An 18132-nucleotide genomic window follows, 5' to 3' on the forward strand; every position below is an offset into this window, starting at 1 on the left:
CGTTTTGGCTAGTGCCCGAACGCTCTCATCTCCAGACCGCCGACGGTGTCGATTTCGTCGTCGGAAAATTCTCTGTCGTAGTACTCGTTGAAGTTCTCGATCGGCGTCAGGGCCTTGATCAGGAAGTCACCGCTGGGCAGCGGCTTGATGTAGCTGTCTTCTTCGACGTCGTGCTCGTCTTCGATGTCGCCGACGATCTGTTCCAGCACGTCTTCAATCGTCACCAGACCGGCCACGCCGCCGTACTCGTCAATGACGATGGCCATGTGGTTGTGGTTGGCGCGGAATTCACGCAGCAACACGTTCAGACGCTTGGACTCCGGCACGAAGGTGGCCGGGCGCAGCAGGTCCTTGATGTTGAAGCTGTCGCCGTTCTCCTTGAGGATCAGCGGCAGCAGATCCTTGGCCAGCAGCACGCCCATCACGTCGTCGTGGCTTTCGCCGATGACCGGGTAGCGCGAGTGGGCCGAGTCGAGCACGGCCGGCAGGAATTCACGAGGGGTCTGAGTCGCCTTGATGCTGATCATCTGCGAGCGCGGCACCATGATGTCGCGTACTTGCAGGTCAGCCACCTGAATGGCGCCTTCGACGATGGCCAGCGCTTCGCTGTCCAGCAGTTTGTTCTGATGTGCATCACGCAGCAGCTCAAGCAGCTCCTGACGGTTCTTCGGCTCGTGGGCAAAAGCCTGGGTCAGTTTACCCAGCCATGACTTCTGCCCGTTGCTCGATCGATCTTCGCTCATAGCGATTACTCTGAATCCTTTGTTGTAACGATAGGGGAGGTTTCGGCTTCGTCGTCCGCGTACGGATCGGGATAGCCCAGTTCGGCAAGCAACTCGCGTTCCAGTGCTTCCATTTCTTCGGCTTCGTCGTCATCTATATGGTCGTAACCGAGCAGATGCAAGCAGCCGTGAATGACTAGATGCGCCCAATGGGCCTGGAGTTCCTTGCCTTGTTCGGCGGCTTCACGCTCGACCACGGCCACGCAGATCACCAGATCGCCGAGCAGCGGGATGTCGAGGAACTCGTCCGGGACTTCGGCCGGGAACGACAGGACGTTGGTCGCGTAATCCTTGTGGCGCCAGGTGTGATTGAGTTCACGACCTTCTTCCTCGTCGACCAGGCGAATGGTCATTTCCGAGTCGGCGCTGCGCTGGCGCAGGGCCAGTTCGCACCATTGGCGGAAGTCGGCTTCACTCGGGGCGTTCGCTTCGGTAGCGATTTGCAGATCCAGCTCAAGCATCGCGCGAGGTTTCCTTGGCGGCTTCGACGCGGGTCTCGAAGCGCTCGTAGGCCTCGACGATGCGCTGCACCAACGGGTGACGCACAACGTCTTTGGGCTGGAAATGGGTGAAGCTGATGCCCGGAACATCCTTGAGCACTTCGATCACATGATGCAGCCCGGACTTGGTGCCGCGCGGCAGGTCGACCTGGGTGATGTCGCCGGTGATGACGGCGGTGGAGCCGAAGCCGATCCGGGTCAGAAACATCTTCATCTGCTCGACGGTGGTGTTCTGGCTTTCGTCGAGAATGATGAAGCTGTTGTTCAGCGTGCGACCGCGCATGTAGGCCAGCGGCGCGACTTCGATCACCTGACGTTCGATCAACTTGGCCACGTATTCGAAGCCGAGCATTTCGTAGAGCGCGTCGTACAGCGGGCGCAGGTACGGGTCGATCTTCTGGCTCAGGTCGCCGGGCAGGAAGCCGAGTTTTTCACCCGCTTCAACCGCCGGACGTACCAGCAGGATGCGGCGGATCTGCTCGCGCTCCAGGGCATCAACGGCGCAAGCTACGGCCAGATAGGTCTTGCCGGTACCGGCCGGACCGATGCCGAAGTTGATGTCGTTGCCGAGGATTTCCTTCACGTAGCGCAGTTGATTCAAGCCGCGCGGGCGAATCATGCCTTTCTTGGTGCGCAGGGCGACGGAGGCTTCGGCGGGGGCGTGGTTGTCCAGTTCGACCACGGCCGATTCCTGGAGGAACAGGTGCACCATGTCCGGCGACAGCTCGGTACCCTTGGTTTCCCGGTACAGGCGGCGCAGCAGGTTTTCCGCAGACGTGGTGTGCTTGGGGTCGCCGATCAGCTCGAACTGGTTTCCGCGATTGCGGATCTCGATGGCCAGGCGCTGTTCGATCAAGCGCAAATGCTCGTCGAATTGCCCGCACAGATTGGCGAAGCGGCGAGCCTCAAAGGGCTCGAGGATAAAACGATGTGGTTCTATGGGTGCGTTCAAGGTCGTATTTAGCCGCCCTGGGGCAATTAAGATGAAATCAAGGATAACGCCAGTGGCGTGGGTGCGAAAGCTCTTAAATATTCTTGGCGTTGAGACTGTCAAGATCGCAGCCTTCGGCAGGTCCTACAGAGAAATGTAATCCATGTAGGAGCTGCCGAAGGCTGCGATCTTTTGTTTTTACTGGACCAGCGAGCCGCGCAGCGAGTGCGGTTGCGCCGCGTCGATGTGCACATCGGCGAACTGGCCGATCAGGGTCGGATTATCGCAGCGGAAGTTGACGATACGATTATTCTCGGTGCGCCCTTGCAGCTCGCCCGGGTCTTTTTTCGAATAATCGGTGACCAGAATGCGCTGGATCGAACCGACCATTTGTCGGCTGATCTCGAACCCTTGCTGATTCAAACGATGCTGCAAGGCGTTCAGGCGTTCTTTTTTCAGCTCTTCCGGGGTGTCGTCGGCCAGATCGGCCGCCGGGGTGCCCGGGCGCTGGCTGTAGACGAACGAGTAGGAGAAGTCGAAGCCGACGTCGGCAATCAGCTTCATGGTCTGCTCGAAGTCCTTTTCGGTTTCGCCAGGGAAGCCGACGATGAAGTCCGAGCTGATGCAGATCCCCGGCACGGCAGCGCGCAATTTGCGCAGCTTGGATTTGTACTCCAGCGCGGTGTGGTTGCGCTTCATTGCGGCGAGGATCCGGTCAGAACCCGACTGCACCGGCAAGTGCAGGTGTTTGACCAGCTCCGGCACTTCGGCGTGGGCCTGGATCAGGCTGTCGGAGAACTCCAGCGGGTGCGAAGTGGTGTAGCGAATGCGGTCGATGCCATCGACGGCGGCGACCACACGGATCAACTCGGCCAGATCGGCCAGGCGACCGTCATGAGTCGTACCGCGATAACCGTTGACGTTCTGCCCGAGCAGGGTCACTTCACGCACGCCGTTTTCCGCGAGGTGAATGATCTCGGCGATCACGTCATCGAACGGCCGGCTGACTTCTTCGCCACGGGTGTAGGGCACCACGCAGAACGTGCAGTATTTGCTGCAGCCTTCCATCACCGACACGTAAGCGCTCGGGCCGTCGATGCGCGGCTCGGGCAAATGGTCGAATTTTTCGATTTCCGGGAACGACACGTCGACTTGCGGCAACTTGCTGCTGCGAGCGGCGTCGATCATTTCCGGCAAACGGTGCAGGGTCTGCGGGCCGAAGACCACGTCGACGTACGGCGCGCGATCACGGATCGCCGCGCCTTCCTGGCTGGCCACGCAACCGCCAACGGCGATCACCATGTCCGGGTTGGCCAGTTTCAGTTCACGCCAGCGGCCGAGCTGCGAGTACACCCGATCCTGTGCACGTTCGCGGATCGAGCAGGTGTTGAGCAGAATCACGTCGGCGTCTTCAGCGCGCGCGGTGACTTCCAGGGCCTGATGTTCGCCCAGCAGATCGACCATGCGCGAGCTGTCGTACTCGTTCATCTGGCAACCGTGGGTTTCGATGTAAAGCTTCTTGGCCATGGAGTAGGGTCGTCACGTGATTCAAAGAACCGCGCATTATAGGGAACAAGCCCTCAGGTTCCTACCGCTGTGCGTCCGGCGGCTATGCTATAGTTTGCGCCCTCATTTTTATCCCCGATGTTATCCCCCCGCCATGACCAAACGCGAAGCTCCAATCTATAAGGTGATTTTCCTCAACCAGGGCCAGGTGTTCGAAATGTACGCCAAGCAGATCTATCAAAGTGATCTGTGGGGCTTTCTGGAAGTGGAAGAGTTCGTCTTTGGCGAGCGCACGCAAGTGGTCGTCGATCCGAGCGAAGAGAAGCTCAAGGCGCAGTTCGAAGGCGTGGTGCGCAGCTTTGTGCCGATGCATTCGATCGTGCGCATCGACGAGGTGGAACGTCTGGGCACCCCGAAGATCAGCGAAGCCCGCGGCGCGGTCGGCAATGTGATGCCGTTTCCGATGCCGATGCCTGAGAAGTAAAAACTGATTGAGTGAGGGGCTCTTGTGGCGAGGGGATTTATCCCCGATGGGCTGCGAAGCGGCCCCAAAACCTGCAACTTTGATCTTCCAGAATTACCGCGCTGAATGGATTTGCGACTGCTGCGCAGCCGATCGGGGATAAATCCCCTCGCCACAACGAGTAATCACCACAGAGCTCATTCTGCTTACATTTAGGGAAGCGGTGAAAACGGCGTACGCCCATCGGCGTTCTGCAGTTCCATCAGGTATTTACGGAAAATTTGCCCGAGCACCTGGGTCGCGGTTTCGAGGTCTTCACGGGACATTTTTTCCGAGACTTCGTCGGCGGTGTCCAGCGCATCTTCGGCGCCGTTGACCGCGGCCATCTTCAGCACGATGTACGCCTGAATGTTGTTGGCCTGTACGCCTTCGCCGTGGAAGAACATGGTGCCGAGCTTGAACTGTGCCTGAGCATGGCCTTGCAGCGAGGCCTTTTCGAAATAGCTCAGGGCTTGATTGAGGTCGCGCGGCGCATTCTTGCCGTCGTAGTAGAACTCACCCAACTCGTATTGTGCTTGCGCATCCCCTTCGTCAGCGGCTTTCTGGCAGGCGGCCAGTGCCTGCGTGACGTCTTGCGGCTGAGTGTTGAGGGTGCAACGACCCATCGCCGGGATCAACAACGAGTTGCCGCCTGCTTGTGCATGCGCGAGCAGGGGCTGAAGGAGCAACAGGCAGCCCAAGGCAAGGGTGCGGCCGGTGCGGTTCATGGGAATCGACTTACCTCTGAAGGGCACGCGGACCCATCGAGGGATCCAATAAGCGCGCATTATGAAATAAGCAGGGCCAACCTTACAAAGTCTTTACTCGTTTTTCTGCTGCGCGGGGAATATATCGCCCACTTTCTGGCGGATTTTTAGCAGAGGCGTGGGAAAAACGGCGTGGATGTAGGTGAAAGCTGACGCTGGCGATGGCCAACGTCAGCGGGGCGGCAATTACTTCAGTGCAGCGAAGGCGCGCTCGGCAGCGTCCAGGGTGATTTTCAGCTCGGCTTCGCCGTGGGCGATCGACGTAAACCCGGCTTCGAAAGCACTCGGCGCCAGATATACGCCGCCCTCGAGCATCAGATGGAAGAAGCGCCCGAACAGTGCCGCGTCGCTGGCCATCACGTCTTCAAAGGTGACGATGTCGTCGGCGCCGCTGAAGTACAGACCGAACATGCCACCCGCTTGCGTGGTCACGAACGGAATGCCCGCCGCATCGGCGCGTTGTTGCAGACCGTCGAGCAGGCGCGTGGTGTAGTCGGTCAGCTCGTCGTGGAAACCCGGACGGCTGATCAGGCGCAGCGTGGTCAGACCGGCAGCCATCGCCAGCGGGTTACCCGACAGCGTACCCGCTTGATACACCGGGCCCAGCGGCGCAATGCGCTGCATGATTTCGCGTTTGCCACCGAAGCAGCCGACCGGCATGCCGCCACCGATGATCTTGCCGAAGGTGGTCAGGTCCGGAGTCACGCCGTAGTACGCCTGAGCGCCGCCGAGGGCGACACGGAAACCGGTCATCACTTCGTCGAAAATCAGTACCACGCCATGCTTGTCGCACAGCGCACGCAGGCCTTCGAGGAAACCCGGTGCCGGCGGCACGCAGTTCATGTTGCCAGCGACTGGCTCGACGATGATGCAGGCAACGTCCTGGCCGACTTCGGCGAGCATCTTTTCAACGGCGTCGATGTCGTTGAACGGCAGGGTCAGGGTGTGTTTGGCAAACGCCGCCGGTACACCGGCGGAGCTCGGCACGCCTTGAGTCAGCGCGCCGGAGCCGGCCTTGACCAGCAGGCTGTCGGAGTGACCGTGGTAGCAGCCTTCGAACTTGATGATGCTGTCACGGCCGGTGTAACCACGGGCCAGACGGATCGCGCTCATGGTCGCTTCGGTGCCGGAGCTGACCATGCGCACCATGTCCATCGACGGCACCAGCGAGCAGACCAGATCGGCCATCTCGGTTTCCATCGCGGTCGGCGCGCCGTAGGACAGGCCGTGTTGCAGTTGATTGCGCACCGCGTCGAGCACGTCCGGGTGGCTGTGGCCGAGGATCATCGGCCCCCACGAACCGACGTAATCGACATAGCGCTTGTCGTCTTCGTCAGTGACGTAGGCGCCTTCGGCATGTTTGAAGAACAGCGGTGTGCCGCCCACGCTCTTGAACGCGCGAACCGGCGAGTTCACGCCACCGGGAATGTGTTTCTGGGCATTGGCAAACAGGGTTTCGGAACGAGACATGTTCGGGCTCTCAAATCAGATTTTCAGAAGTTCGTTGAAGGCGCGGGCGCGGCGGGTCACTTCGGCGGTGCTCTCGGCACCGAACAAACCGTGGACCACCGCCAGCAGGTCGACCCCGTGGGCCACCAGCGGCGCGGCGTTGTCGAGGGTAATACCGCCAATCGCGCAGACCGGCAGGTGCAGCTTGCGTTTGGCCTCGTCGAGCAGATCGAGGCTGCAGCTTGGCGCGCCGGGTTTGGTGTTGGAATTGAAGAAGCGACCGAAGGCGACATAACTCGCGCCTTCTTTGGCGGCCTGCTCAGCCAGTTCGAGCTGCGCGTGGCAGGTCGAACCGATAATGGCTTTGGAGCCGAGCAGGGCGCGGGTCGGCGACAGCGGGCCGTCGGTCTGCCCCAGGTGCACGCCAACATTGAGGCGCGCGGCCAGTTCGGCGTCATCGTTGATGATCAACTGGGTCTTGTAGCGCTCGCACAGATCGCGCAGCGCTTCGGCCTCGCGTAGACGGCGGGCCTCGTCGCTGCTTTTGTCGCGGTATTGCAGCAGGGTGACGCCGCCTTCCAGCGCCGCCTCCACGTAGGACAGAAACTTGCCCGCCAGCAGCGTGCTGTCGGTGATGGCGTACAGGCCACGGAGTTTCATCAGGCAGACCTCACGACGTTACGAGCAAAAATCCAGCGGCAGGCGACGCGGCACGAACTGGCCTTTGCCCAGTTGTTCGGCATCACGCAGGGTGCGCCAGGTGTAATCCAGTGCGGTACGCACGGCGCTGGCAAGGTTTTCACCTTGGGCCAGCCGACCGGCTAGGGCGCTGGCCAATGTGCAGCCGGAGCCGTGATAACTGCCCGGCAAACGCTGGCAATAAAAGGTTTCACGCAGGCCGTCACGGCTGTACAGGCGATTGTGGATTTCAGTTTCGTCGCCATGGCCGCCGGTGATCAGCAGGTTTTTGACGAACGGCAGGAGTTTTTCCGCGCACTCGTCCGCCGTGCCTTCAGGCAATTCGGCGAGAATCCGCGCTTCGGGAAGGTTTGGGGTGGCAATGATCGACAGCGGCAGCAGACGCTCGCGCATCGCATAACCGACTTCATCCTTGCCCAGGCGTCCGCCGCCGCCGGCACGCAGCACCGGGTCGCAGACCACCGGCAGGTGCGGGTGCGCCGAAAGCAGTTCGACAACGGTGTCGACCATTTCCAGCGAACCGAGCATGCCCAGTTTGACCGCAGCGACTTCGGAGTCGTTGAGTACGGCATTGGCCTGGGCCAGTACCCACTCACGGTCGAGGACGCGGAAGTCAGTGACGTTGACGGTGTCTTGCACGGTCAGGGCGGTGACGGCCGGAGCCGCATGGCAACCCTGCGCGAGCAGGGCTTCGATATCTGCCTGCAAGCCGGCGCCACCACTGGGGTCGTGGCCGGAGAGACAGAGGACAACGGGGCGGGAGCTGTAGATATTCATGGTGCGCGAGCTTACCACCAAACCTGATTTTGGGGTTCAGTCCTGACGGTGTTTGCGAGCAGATTGTCGGACAACACTGCAGCTACCATTGTGGCGAGGGAGCTTGCTCCCGCTGGGTTGCGAAGCAGCCCCCTGCATTTATTCAGGCACAGCGCATTTACAGGTTTTACGACTGCTGCGCAGCCGAGCGGGAGCAAGCTCCCTCGCCACAAAAGCGGATCGCAATGATTGAGCTGACCAACTCAACAGCTCTAGTCCGCAGCTTTGCTCTGAAACGCCCGTTCTAGAGCCTTTGCCGGAAAAGTTTTAATGGTGCTCAATGGCCATCAACGGCTATGCTAGTCTGGATCCAAACCAAAAACAGGTAATACCGGTTTTACGTCTACTCAAAGGGAATGGGGGGCTTCCTGACACAACCGGACGAGCCACGCTGGGGCTTCAATGCGCTATTTGCTGATGTTGCTGTTCTGCTTGCCCCTCCTCGCAAGCGCCGTCGAGTTCGACGAAAATACCCAGAGCCTTCCCCTGGGCCGCTCCTTGCAAGTGTTCGAAGACCCGAGTGGTCAGGCGAACATCGCCGACGTCCGCGCTCAAGCGGCGGCGGGCAATTTCAAACCTCACGATAAAGCCACGCTCAATGCCGGTTACTCACGCTCGGCGTTCTGGCTGAAGATCGACCTGCATTACCGTCCGAACAATCCGGCCGCCCAGCGCACCTGGCTGCTGGAACTGGCGTATCCGCCACTCGATCACCTCGACCTTTATATGGCCGATGCCAATGGCGACTACCGGCTGATCCGGCAAACCGGCGACGCCTTGCCGTTCGCCAGCCGCGAGATCCGGCAGAACAACTACCTGTTCGACCTGACGTTTACGCCCGACCAGCAACAGACCGTGTACCTGCGCCTGGCCAGTGAAGGTTCGATCCAGGCGCCGGTGACGTTATGGTCGAGCACCGCGTACCTCGAAGATCAACCAGTGCGCCTGTATGTGCTGGGGATCATCTATGGCGTGCTGCTGGGGATGCTGGTCTACAACCTGTTCATCTACCTCAGCGTGCGCGACACCAGCTACCTCTATTACATTTTTTACATTGCCTCGTTCGGCCTCTATCAACTGTCGGTGAACGGCGCGGCGGTCGAGTATTTCTGGCCGGACAATCCGTGGTGGACCAACGCCTCCACACCGTTTTTCATCGGCTGCGCCGGCCTTTTTGGCAGCCAGTTCGCCCGCAGTTTCCTGCAGACCAAAAAACACAGCCGCTGGCTCGACCGCTTGCTGATTGCCCTGATCGCGTTTGGCGCGCTGGTGGTCGGGCTGTCGCTGATGACCAGTTACGCGTTGTCGCTGCGCCTGGCGACTCTGTTGGCGCTGGTGTTCACCGTGGTGATCTTCGCCGCCGGGATCCTCGCCTGGTGGCGCGGCCTGCGGGTGGCGCGTTATTTCATCATTGCCTGGTCGGCGTTCCTGCTTGGCGGCATCGTCAATACGCTGATGGTGCTCGGCCTGCTGCCAAACGTGTTCCTGACCATGTACGCCAGCCAGATCGGTTCGGCGATCGAAGTCGCGCTGCTGTCGCTGGCGCTGGCCGATCGCATCAACGCCATGCGCGAACAGCAGGCGCAGACCCTGTTCGACGCCGGGCAGAAACTCGAAGTGCTCAACCAGCAACTGGCCCACAGCAACAAGCTCAAGGATGAATTCCTCGCGACGCTGACCCACGAATTGCGCACGCCGATGAACGGGGTGATCGGTTCGCTGGAGCTGATGCAGACCGTCGAGCTGGAACCGGAGCTGGAGCAATATCACCAGACCGCCGCCGGTTCCGCGCGGGACATGATGCGTATGGTCAACGGCATCCTCACCCTCACCGAATTGCAGGCCGGCAAGCTCAAGGCGACGCCGGGCAGCTTCAGCCTGCGCGCGGTGGTCGAGGCCTTGCGCGTGCAGTTCGACGGCAACGCGGCGAGCAAGTCGCTGGACTTCAAGGTCGAGGTGCTGCCGACCCTGCCGGATCGCTTGCATGGCGACAGCGCCAAACTGGCGCAATGCCTGGAGTGCCTGCTGGACAACGCGATCAAGTTCACCCGGGTCGGCGGACTGGCCCTGCGGGTCACCGGCAAACCGGCGGCGGACAACCGCTTGGCGCTGTCGTTTGCAGTGATCGACACCGGCATCGGCTTCACCGACCTGGGCGAGGCGACGATGTATCAGCGCTTCTTCCAGCTCGACGGTTCGATGACCCGCGAATACGGCGGGCTGGGCGTGGGGCTGGCGATCTGTCGGCAACTGGTGGAACTGCTCGGCGGCAAGCTGACCCATCGCTCGCAGCCTGGCAGCGGCAGCCGTTTTCAACTGGATGTCGAGTTCGAGCTGCCGCAGGTTGAAGCGCCGCCAACCCCGGACGCGCTGCACGAGCGCAGCCGTGCGCCGCAGGACTGCACGGTGTTGCTGGTGGACGACAACAGCGTCAATCAACTGGTGATGCGCGGCATGCTGCTCAAGCTGGGGTTCCGCGTACGCACGGCGGACAACGGTGCAGCGGCGCTGGACTGTCTGCAACGGGAAACCTTCGACGCAGTGCTGATCGATTGCCAGTTGCCCAGCCATGAAGGGGCGTCGTTGTGCTGCCAGATCCATGCGCTGCCCGGCTGCGCCAATCTGCCGGTGTTCATGCTGGCGCTGGGCACGGATCGCGAGCACTGTGCGTCCGGCACGCGCATTGATTACCTGAACAAACCGGTGAAATTCGAAGACCTGCAGACCGCACTTGAGCGTCGCGTGCTCAGCGCGTAATAGGGTGAAAGCGCCGACAGTTCGGCGCATATGACACTTTGATCAGCCACGGGCCGGTGCTTAACTGGATTCCCTGGCTGACCAAAGGAGCCCCGTCATGAACCTGCATCAGTTCGCCGAAACCCACGAAGTCACCAACCAGCCACCGTCGCTGGATGGCGCCAACCTGTACCGCATCGACCTGCCATTGCAGGAGTGGTCGCGCCGCTTTGGCGCCGGTTGGGCTGAGTCGCGGATCGACGCCTACGGTGCGCTGGCCGGTGGGCCGTTGATGGAAGCGGGGTTTCTCGCCAATCAGAACAAGCCAGTATTCAACAGCCATGACCGCTTCGGTCATCGTATTGATCTAGTGGAATTCCACCCCGCATATCACGAGCTGATGCGCACTGCGATCGAACATGGCCTGACGTCGTTGCCATGGGCGCATCCGCAGGACGGCGCGCATGTCGCCCGCGCTTCCATGAGCTATCTGCACAGCCAGGCCGAGGCGGGCAGCGGTTGCCCGTTGACCATGACCTTCGCCAGCGTCCCGGCCATGCGCTTGCAGCCGGATCTGGCCGAACAGTGGCTGCCGAAGATCCTCGCCACAGAATACGACCCGCGCAACGTCGGCATGGCGCACAAGGCCGGCGTGACCATCGGCATGGCGATGACCGAGAAACAGGGCGGCACCGACGTGCGCGCCAACACCACCAAGGCCTATCCGGTGGGCGCCAGTGGTCCCGGTCAGGCCTATGAACTGGTCGGGCACAAGTGGTTCTGCTCGGCGCCGATGTGCGACGCATTCCTCACGCTGGCGCAGACCGACAAAGGCCTGACCTGCTTCCTGCTGCCGCGCCATCGCCCGGACGACACGCGCAATCAGTTCTACATCCAGCGCCTGAAAAACAAACTCGGCAACCAGTCCAACGCCTCCAGTGAAGTCGAGTTTCGCGGCGCGCTGGCGTGGATGGTCGGCGAAGAGGGGCGCGGCGTACCGACCATCATCGAGATGGTGGCGATGACCCGTTTCGATTGCATGGTCGGCTCCAGCGCCTTGATGCGTCAGGCGCTGACCCAGGCCAGCCACCACTGCGCGCACCGCAAGGTCGGTGGCAAGCTGCTCAGCGAGCAACCGCTGATGCAGAACGTGCTGGCCGATCTGGCGCTGGAAAGCGAAGCTGCACTGGCGCTGAGTCTGCGCATGGGCAAGGCGCTGGATCATCTGGATGATCGCCACGAAGCGCAATTTGCCCGTTTGGTCACGGCAGTGGGCAAATACTGGATCTGCAAACGTGCTCCCGGAATGATCAACGAAGCCGCCGAGTGCATGGGCGGCGCCGGGTATGTCGAGGAGAGCATCCTGCCACGGCTGTACCGCGAGGCGCCGGTCAATTCGACGTGGGAAGGCTCGGGCAACGTGCAGTGCCTCGACGTGCTGCGTGCGCTGTCGAAAGAGCCGGGTGTGCTCGATGTGCTGTTCAGCGAGTTGGGCGACGGGCATGGCGACAAGCGCTTGGCCGCGCATATCCAGCAGTTGCAGGCACAGTTCAAGGACACCAGCGACATTCAGTATCGGGCGCGGCAGTTGACCGAGGATATTGCCTTGGGGCTGCAGGCCAGGCTGTTGCTGGAGGCCGGTAACTCGACTGTCAGCGACGCGTTCATTGCCAGCCGTCTGAGTGGTGGTGGCCGAGTCTACGGTGCATTGCCGCGCGGTGTGGACGTTGAAGCCATCGTCGCCCGCTCAACCCCACAAGGCTTCTGACCTAACACAACTCCCCTGTAGGAGCTGCCGCAGGCTGCGATCTTTTGATCTTGATCTTTTTAAAAGCAAGATCAAGAGATCGCAGCCTGCGGCAGCTCCTACAAGGGACCGTGTGCGATCGACATATTGTGCGGTTGCCAACATGCCACTGTTCCCGTGACGCCACGATGCAGGCAAGATGAAGCTCTGCAAGTCAGAACACAGGAAGCTGATCGTGACCGAAGCGTTTATTGTCGTTCAAACCGCCGAACAAGCCGTGGATCGTCTGGCCGAGCTGCATGAGCGGGCCACCACTGCGCTGAACTCGGCGCTCAAGCGTTACCTCAAGGATCGCGTCGAGCCCGACGCCGAACAGCGTGCTCTGTTTCGTTACCCCGAACTGCGTCTGACCTACCTGTGTCAGGGCGAAGTCCCGCAGACCACCCGCGCCTACGCCAAGGTGCAACTGCCGGGCACTTACAGCGTCACCGTCACCCATCCGAAGGCGTTCCGCAAATACCTGCTGGAACAGCTGGTGCCGTTGATGCATGACTTCACCGTGACCGTGGAAGTCGGCGTCAGCCAGCAGAACATTCCGTATCCGTACGTGGTCGAGCAGGGCGATGAGCTGGCCGGCTCCGGCGTCACCGCTGCGGTGCTGGCGCGGGTGTTCCCGAGTACCGACCTGTCCGCCGCCACCGATGGCATCGCCGACGGTCTCTATGACTGGGAAAACACCGATCCGCTGCCACTGGCGCTGTTCGACGCCGCGCGGGTCGACTTCTCGCTGCGTCGTCTGGTGCATTACACCGGCAGCGACTGGCGCCATGTGCAGCCGTGGATTCTGCTGACCAACTATCACCGCTACGTCGACCAGTTCATCGTCCATGGCCTGGAACAACTGCGCAACGACCCGCGTTTCGTGCGCATGGTCCTGCCGGGCAACGTGATCATCGAGAAGGGCATGGACCACGGCGAAGCGTCGGCGATTGCCGCTGGCGTGGTCTGGCACCGCTACCAGATGCCGGCCTATCACCTGATCGCCAACGACGGCCATGGCGTGACCCTGGTCAACATCGGCGTCGGTCCGTCCAACGCCAAGAACATTACCGATCACCTGGCGGTGCTGCGTCCGCATTGCTGGCTGATGATCGGTCACTGCGGTGGCCTGCGGCAGTCGCAGACCATCGGCGACTACGTGCTGGCCCACGCCTACATGCGTCGCGACGGGATTCTCGACCGCGTGGTGCCGCCAAACATTCCGATTCCGGCGCTGGCCGAGGTGCAGCTGGCGCTGCAACAAGCTGCGGCCAATATCACTGGCGAGCAGGGCGAAGAGCTGAAAAAGCGCCTGCGCACCGGCACCGTGCTGACCTACGACGACCGCAACTGGGAGCTGCGCTGGGCGCAGGAACGTCCGCTGATCAACCTGTCCCGCGCCGTGGCGGTGGACATGGAAAGCGGCACCATCGCCGCCCAGGGTTATCGCCTGCGGGTGCCGTACGGCACGTTGCTGTGCGTTTCGGACAAACCGCTGCACAGTGAAATCAAACTGCCGGGCTCGGCCAACGCGTTCTACGAGCGTGCGGTCAGCCAGCACTTGAAGATCGGCATCGAGGCGGTGGATCTGCTGCGCACCGAACTCAACTCGCTGCACTCGCGCAAACTGCGCAGCTTCGACGAGCCGCCGTTCCGTTAACGGTTAGTCGTGGTCATTTGGCGGTCGGGGCACTAGCATTGTCAGCCCAGATCGCCAGATGTTGTTTTGCCCATGTCCCGTCCCCCGCGTCCTCCTTCCCGCCGTCCCGGTGCGAAGCCTTCCCCCTCAGCTCCACGTCGCGTCGCCAAGGCGCCGCCGGCTGAGCCGAAGCTGATCCTGTTCAACAAGCCGTTCGATGTGCTGACGCAATTCAGCGACGAAGGCGGGCGGGCGACGCTCAAGGATTTTATCGAGGTGCCCGGCATCTACCCGGCCGGACGCCTTGATCGCGACAGCGAAGGTTTGCTGCTGCTGACCAACGACGGCCAGTTGCAGGCGCGCATCGCTGATCCGAAACACAAACTGGCGAAGACTTACTGGGTACAGGTCGAAGGCGTGCCGACAGGCGAGCAATTGCAGCGTTTGCGTGATGGTGTCGAACTGAATGACGGCATGACCTTGCCCGCCGAGGCGCGACAACTGGACGAACCGCAATTGTGGCCACGCAATCCGCCGGTGCGTTTTCGCAAAAGCGTGCCGACCAGTTGGCTGGAATTGGTGATTCGTGAAGGGCGCAACCGTCAGGTACGGCGCATGACCGCTGCGGTGGGGCTGCCGACGTTGCGGCTGGTGCGGGTCAGGATTGGCGACTGGACGCTCGAAGGGCTCGATCAGGGCCAGTGGAAAGAAGTGCCGGCGCGGCTATAGAGCGCCGGATTCGATCAGGCCGATCACCACACTCTTGATGATGAACGCGGCCACACCCAGGCCCAGGACGAAGAACAGAATGAACGAGCCGAAGCGCCCGGCCTTGGACTTCTTCGCCAGATCCCAGACGATGAAACCCATGAAAATGATCAGGATGCTGACCAGGCCAGTCATCATCCACTCTTCGAATACTGCAGGATCCATCGGGCATCTCCGGCGCGCACAGGGCTGAAAGGGCTGGGCGATTATACGCCGAGGCAGATTGCGGGCGCATTGACCTGTGTCGGTGTGCCGCAGTTATGGTGGTCGCCTGTGCCGGCCCCTTCGCGAGCAAGCCCGCTCCCACAGTTGAAATGCATTTCCCTGTGGGAGCGGGCTTGCTCGCGAAGGCGATGTCAGCTGCGCAGATGGGTCAGCGGCAATTCAGTGCTGTTGAGCACCTGATTCAGCACAAAGCTCGAACGCACACTGGTCACCCCTTCGATCCGGGTCAGATGCCCCAGCAGCAGCTTCTGATAGTGATCCATGTCCGGCACCACTACTTTCAGCTGATAGTCGGCGTCCACGCCGGTCACCAGGCTGCATTCCAGCACCTGCGGCAGGGTGCGGATCGCTGCTTCGAAGTTCTCGAAGCGCTCCGGGGTGTGCCGGTCCATGCCGATCAGCACGTAGGCGGTCAGGCTCAGGCCAAGCATTTTGCGATCGAGCAGGGCGACCTGGCGCGAGATGTAGCCGTCGTCCTCCAGTTGCTTGACCCGGCGTGAGCAGGGCGAGGGCGACAAACCGATACGCTCGGCCAGTTCCTGGTTGGAGATGCGGGCGTCGCGCTGCAATTCCGCCAAAATGCTCAAGTCGTAACGGTCGAGTTTGCTCATGAATCAGTCCTTGGTTGTAACTATTGCGGCGGATTATCTATCCAGGGTTAAAAATTGCGCAAGCAGTGTTTATTTGAGCAATCTTCGCAATCATCTGCCGCGCCTCCCGGCCTATTCTTATCACCAGAATCACTGCTCGGTAACACAGTCCACTGCGGCCCGCCCAATCAGGCCCGCCGCGGCCGCCACCCCCACCGGGGATGTGCCGGCCCCCGAGCTGCACACTGTCCAAAAGACGGCGTGAGGTGAGCCGACGTCAAAAGCGTCGAGCCAGGACGAAGTTCTCTAAAGGGAGGCCGACGGGTCTCCCTTTTTCTTGCCTGCGATTTTTGTGCCTCGCTGCACGGCCTACCTCAATAAATAAGTTTCGTGACTGATAACCTGTCGCAGAACCCGGTATGCGTATTCCCGGTCTTAGCTACAAGCCCTCTTAATACCCGCAGTGAGGAAAAGCATGAAGTCGCGCATCTGGCGTCTGGCCGGTGTTGGTTTGCTGTGTGTGAGCGTCAGTGCGCAAGCGCTGGCCGACGAGCCGCAGAATCGGGGCCCCGAGAACAATGGACGCGGTCCCGAGCATCAGGGCAACAATCAGGGCCATGGTGGCAACAATCAGCCCCGCGGGCAGAACAACCCGCCGCCGCAAAACCAGCCACGGCCGCAGAACAACGAAATCATTCGGGGCGACAACAGCCGCCAGTTCGAGCACAACGGCCAGCAGCACAACAATGGCCAGTGGCAGAACCAGAACCGTGCACCCAACGCGCCTGCTCCGGTGCATCAGGCGCCACCGCCACCGGCCAACAACCTGCCGATCCAGCCGCGGCCTGACACCGTGCGCCAGACTCAGGAACCGCGCCAGGGTTACTACCGCGACGAGCGTCCGCAGAACGGCTACAACAACCAGCAATGGCAGGCCGGCAACAATCGGCCCAACGATAATCGCTGGCCGGGTCGCCCGGACGGGCATGGCAACGGTTGGGGCCCAGGCCCGCAATACCGCCCGGGGCATGTGATCGACCGCTTCCCGGACCGTGAATACCGCGTGCCGTATCGCGGTCAGGATTACTTCTATTCCGGCGGCTACTGGTATCGCCCGCAAGGCCCGCGCTATATCGTCGTGCAGCCGCCACGCGGAATTCGCACCCAGTATCTGCCGGACTACGCCCGTGAAGTGTGGATCGGCGGGGCGCTGCTGTTTCTCGCTGCCGGCTCCTACTATGCGTACGAAGAAAGCACCCAGGATTACGTGGTGGTCGAGCCACCGGTGCAGCAACCACCGCAACCGCAGCCGCAATCCCAGGGCTATGACGTCGAGGCCTATCCGGCCAACGGTCAGTCGCCGGAACAGGTGCAGCAGGACGGTTACCAGTGCTACCAATACGCGGTGCAACAGAGCGGTTTCGACCCGCGCAGCGCGACCTATCAACCGGCGCCTGAAGTGGTGCAGGCTTACCGTCAGGCCCAGGGTAATTGCCTGAGCAGTCGCGGTTATCAGGTGTCTTACTGAATCCGGGTTTGTGCCCGTTCGGTCTTGACCACTTCCTGCGGGTCGGCGTGCACCAGCACTTCGGCCCGCGGGTAGGCGGCGTGAATCGCATCGGCCGCCTGATCGCTGATGCCGTGGGCGACTGACAAGGTCAGCTCTCCCGGCAATTCCAGATGCAACTGCACAAACCAGTGGTTACCCGAGATCCTTGTGCGCAAGTCATGCGCGCCCAACACACCGGGTACGCCGCAGGCCAGTTCGAGCATGTGCTGACTGACGTCTGTCGGCAGCTCTTCATCCATCAGCACCGAAAAACTTTCCCGGGCGATTTGGATCGCGCTCCACAAAATGTACCCGGCAATCCCCAGGCCGAACCACGCATCGAGTTGATGAAAGCCCATGCCGGCGAGGATCAGCGCGATCAGAATGCTGCCGTTGAGCAGCATGTCCGACCGGTAGTGCAGAGAGTCGGCGCGCACCGCGTTGGAGCCGGTCTGCTTGATCACTCTATGTTGCAGCGTCAGCAACGCCGCGGTCAGCAGCAGTGAGAACACGATCACGCCGATGCTCAGCCACGGCGCGCCGAGCGGCTCCGGTTGCTGGATGCGCTCATACGCCTGAAACGCAATCAGCACCGCACTGCCACCGATGAACAGCGCCTGCGCCATGCCCGCCAGCGATTCGGCCTTGCCGTGGCCGTAACGGTGATCGTCATCGGCCGGGCGCAGTGCGTAATGTACCGCCAGCAGATTCAGCAGCGAGGTGACGCCATCCAGCGCCGAGTCGGTGAGGCCGGCGAGCATGCTCACCGAACCGCTCAGCCACCAGGCGATGGCTTTGGCAATGATCAGCGTGCAGGCCACCGCCACCGAGGCGCGGGTTGCCAAGCGCAGCAGGCGGGCGTGTTCGGGGCTGGTGGTCATGGGGTA

The 18132-nt window shown here is 61.4% G+C and carries 16 protein-coding genes and 1 pseudogene; 6 read left to right on the forward strand and 11 right to left on the reverse strand.

Annotation, left to right across the window (positions count from 1 at the left end; translation table 11 throughout):
- Nucleotides 1–11 precede the first annotated feature (11 nt).
- From ACIOUG_RS08870 to miaB, 4 genes and pseudogenes are all read right to left on the reverse strand, one after another.
- Nucleotides 12–743, reverse strand: a pseudogene (locus tag ACIOUG_RS08870) (HlyC/CorC family transporter); the annotation flags it as partial.
- A 5-nt stretch (nt 744–748) separates the two neighbouring features.
- Nucleotides 749–1243 (reverse strand): rRNA maturation RNase YbeY, encoded by a 495-nt coding sequence (ybeY, locus tag ACIOUG_RS08875; protein ID WP_135296630.1) that lies wholly within the window; start codon nt 1241–1243, stop codon nt 749–751.
- On the reverse strand, nt 1236–2234 hold the full coding sequence (locus tag ACIOUG_RS08880; RefSeq protein WP_401064463.1) for a PhoH family protein: 999 nt from the start codon (nt 2232–2234) through the stop codon (nt 1236–1238). The genes ybeY and ACIOUG_RS08880 overlap by 8 nt, the downstream gene beginning before the upstream one ends.
- A gap of 177 nt (nt 2235–2411) precedes the next feature.
- Nucleotides 2412–3740, reverse strand: coding sequence for a tRNA (N6-isopentenyl adenosine(37)-C2)-methylthiotransferase MiaB (gene miaB / locus ACIOUG_RS08885; protein ID WP_185022198.1), 1329 nt, complete (start codon nt 3738–3740; stop codon nt 2412–2414).
- A 133-nt stretch (nt 3741–3873) separates the two neighbouring features.
- Here miaB and ACIOUG_RS08890 point away from each other — a divergent pair, with 133 nt between their 5' ends.
- Entirely contained in the window at nt 3874–4203 is a 330-nt protein-coding gene (locus tag ACIOUG_RS08890; protein WP_003185742.1) for a DUF1820 family protein, read from the forward strand.
- A gap of 191 nt (nt 4204–4394) precedes the next feature.
- Here ACIOUG_RS08890 and ACIOUG_RS08895 read toward each other — a convergent pair whose 3' ends face one another.
- The 4 genes from ACIOUG_RS08895 to ACIOUG_RS08910 all read right to left on the reverse strand — a co-directional run bounded on the left by ACIOUG_RS08895 (nt 4395) and on the right by ACIOUG_RS08910 (nt 7913).
- Nucleotides 4395–4949 carry a tetratricopeptide repeat protein gene (locus tag ACIOUG_RS08895; protein ID WP_047296791.1) on the reverse strand — a complete coding sequence of 185 codons (555 nt, stop codon included), beginning with the start codon at nt 4947–4949 and terminating at the stop codon, nt 4395–4397.
- A gap of 225 nt (nt 4950–5174) precedes the next feature.
- The gene (hemL, locus tag ACIOUG_RS08900) at nt 5175–6458 is read right to left on the reverse strand and encodes a glutamate-1-semialdehyde 2,1-aminomutase (RefSeq protein WP_401064466.1); all 1284 of its coding nucleotides are present in this window, start codon (nt 6456–6458) and stop codon (nt 5175–5177) included.
- Between the two features lie 15 nt (nt 6459–6473).
- A complete protein-coding gene (gene thiE / locus ACIOUG_RS08905) occupies nt 6474–7097 on the reverse strand; it encodes a thiamine phosphate synthase (protein WP_367085827.1) in 624 nt (207 codons plus the stop codon).
- A gap of 18 nt (nt 7098–7115) precedes the next feature.
- Nucleotides 7116–7913: a hydroxymethylpyrimidine/phosphomethylpyrimidine kinase gene (locus ACIOUG_RS08910; RefSeq protein WP_007960553.1), complete on the reverse strand. Its 798-nt coding sequence runs from the start codon at nt 7911–7913 to the stop codon at nt 7116–7118.
- A gap of 441 nt (nt 7914–8354) precedes the next feature.
- Here ACIOUG_RS08910 and ACIOUG_RS08915 point away from each other — a divergent pair, with 441 nt between their 5' ends.
- The 4 genes from ACIOUG_RS08915 (at nt 8355) to ACIOUG_RS08930 (ending at nt 14842) form a co-directional block, all read left to right on the forward strand.
- Nucleotides 8355–10709: a 7TM diverse intracellular signaling domain-containing protein gene (locus ACIOUG_RS08915; RefSeq protein ID WP_401064468.1), complete on the forward strand. Its 2355-nt coding sequence runs from the start codon at nt 8355–8357 to the stop codon at nt 10707–10709.
- Nucleotides 10710–10806: 97 nt separating this feature from the next.
- The gene (locus tag ACIOUG_RS08920) at nt 10807–12456 is read left to right on the forward strand and encodes an acyl-CoA dehydrogenase family protein (RefSeq protein WP_401064470.1); all 1650 of its coding nucleotides are present in this window, start codon (nt 10807–10809) and stop codon (nt 12454–12456) included.
- A 178-nt stretch (nt 12457–12634) separates the two neighbouring features.
- Entirely contained in the window at nt 12635–14134 is a 1500-nt protein-coding gene (gene amn, locus ACIOUG_RS08925; RefSeq protein ID WP_401064473.1) for an AMP nucleosidase, read from the forward strand.
- Nucleotides 14135–14206: 72 nt separating this feature from the next.
- Entirely contained in the window at nt 14207–14842 is a 636-nt protein-coding gene (locus ACIOUG_RS08930) for a pseudouridine synthase (RefSeq protein WP_401064476.1), read from the forward strand.
- On the opposite strand, the gene ACIOUG_RS08935 is transcribed toward ACIOUG_RS08930, so the two are convergent.
- Nucleotides 14837–15046, reverse strand: coding sequence for a DUF2788 domain-containing protein (locus tag ACIOUG_RS08935; RefSeq protein WP_003228500.1), 210 nt, complete (start codon nt 15044–15046; stop codon nt 14837–14839). The genes ACIOUG_RS08930 and ACIOUG_RS08935 overlap by 6 nt on opposite strands.
- 191 nt (nt 15047–15237) lie before the next feature.
- Nucleotides 15238–15717 (reverse strand): Lrp/AsnC family transcriptional regulator, encoded by a 480-nt coding sequence (locus tag ACIOUG_RS08940; RefSeq protein WP_007909658.1) that lies wholly within the window; start codon nt 15715–15717, stop codon nt 15238–15240.
- Between the two features lie 454 nt (nt 15718–16171).
- Between ACIOUG_RS08940 and ACIOUG_RS08945 the strand changes: the two genes are divergently transcribed.
- Entirely contained in the window at nt 16172–17224 is a 1053-nt protein-coding gene (locus ACIOUG_RS08945; protein ID WP_401064479.1) for a DUF6515 family protein, read from the forward strand.
- On the opposite strand, the gene ACIOUG_RS08950 is transcribed toward ACIOUG_RS08945, so the two are convergent.
- On the reverse strand, nt 17218–18126 hold the full coding sequence (locus tag ACIOUG_RS08950) for a cation diffusion facilitator family transporter (RefSeq protein ID WP_003228494.1): 909 nt from the start codon (nt 18124–18126) through the stop codon (nt 17218–17220). The two genes, ACIOUG_RS08945 and ACIOUG_RS08950, sit on opposite strands and share 7 nt — an antisense overlap.
- Between the last annotated feature and the right edge of the window lie 6 nt (nt 18127–18132).

This window comes from Pseudomonas sp. NPDC087803 (assembly GCF_044742995.1).
Taxonomy (GTDB): domain Bacteria; phylum Pseudomonadota; class Gammaproteobacteria; order Pseudomonadales; family Pseudomonadaceae; genus Aquipseudomonas.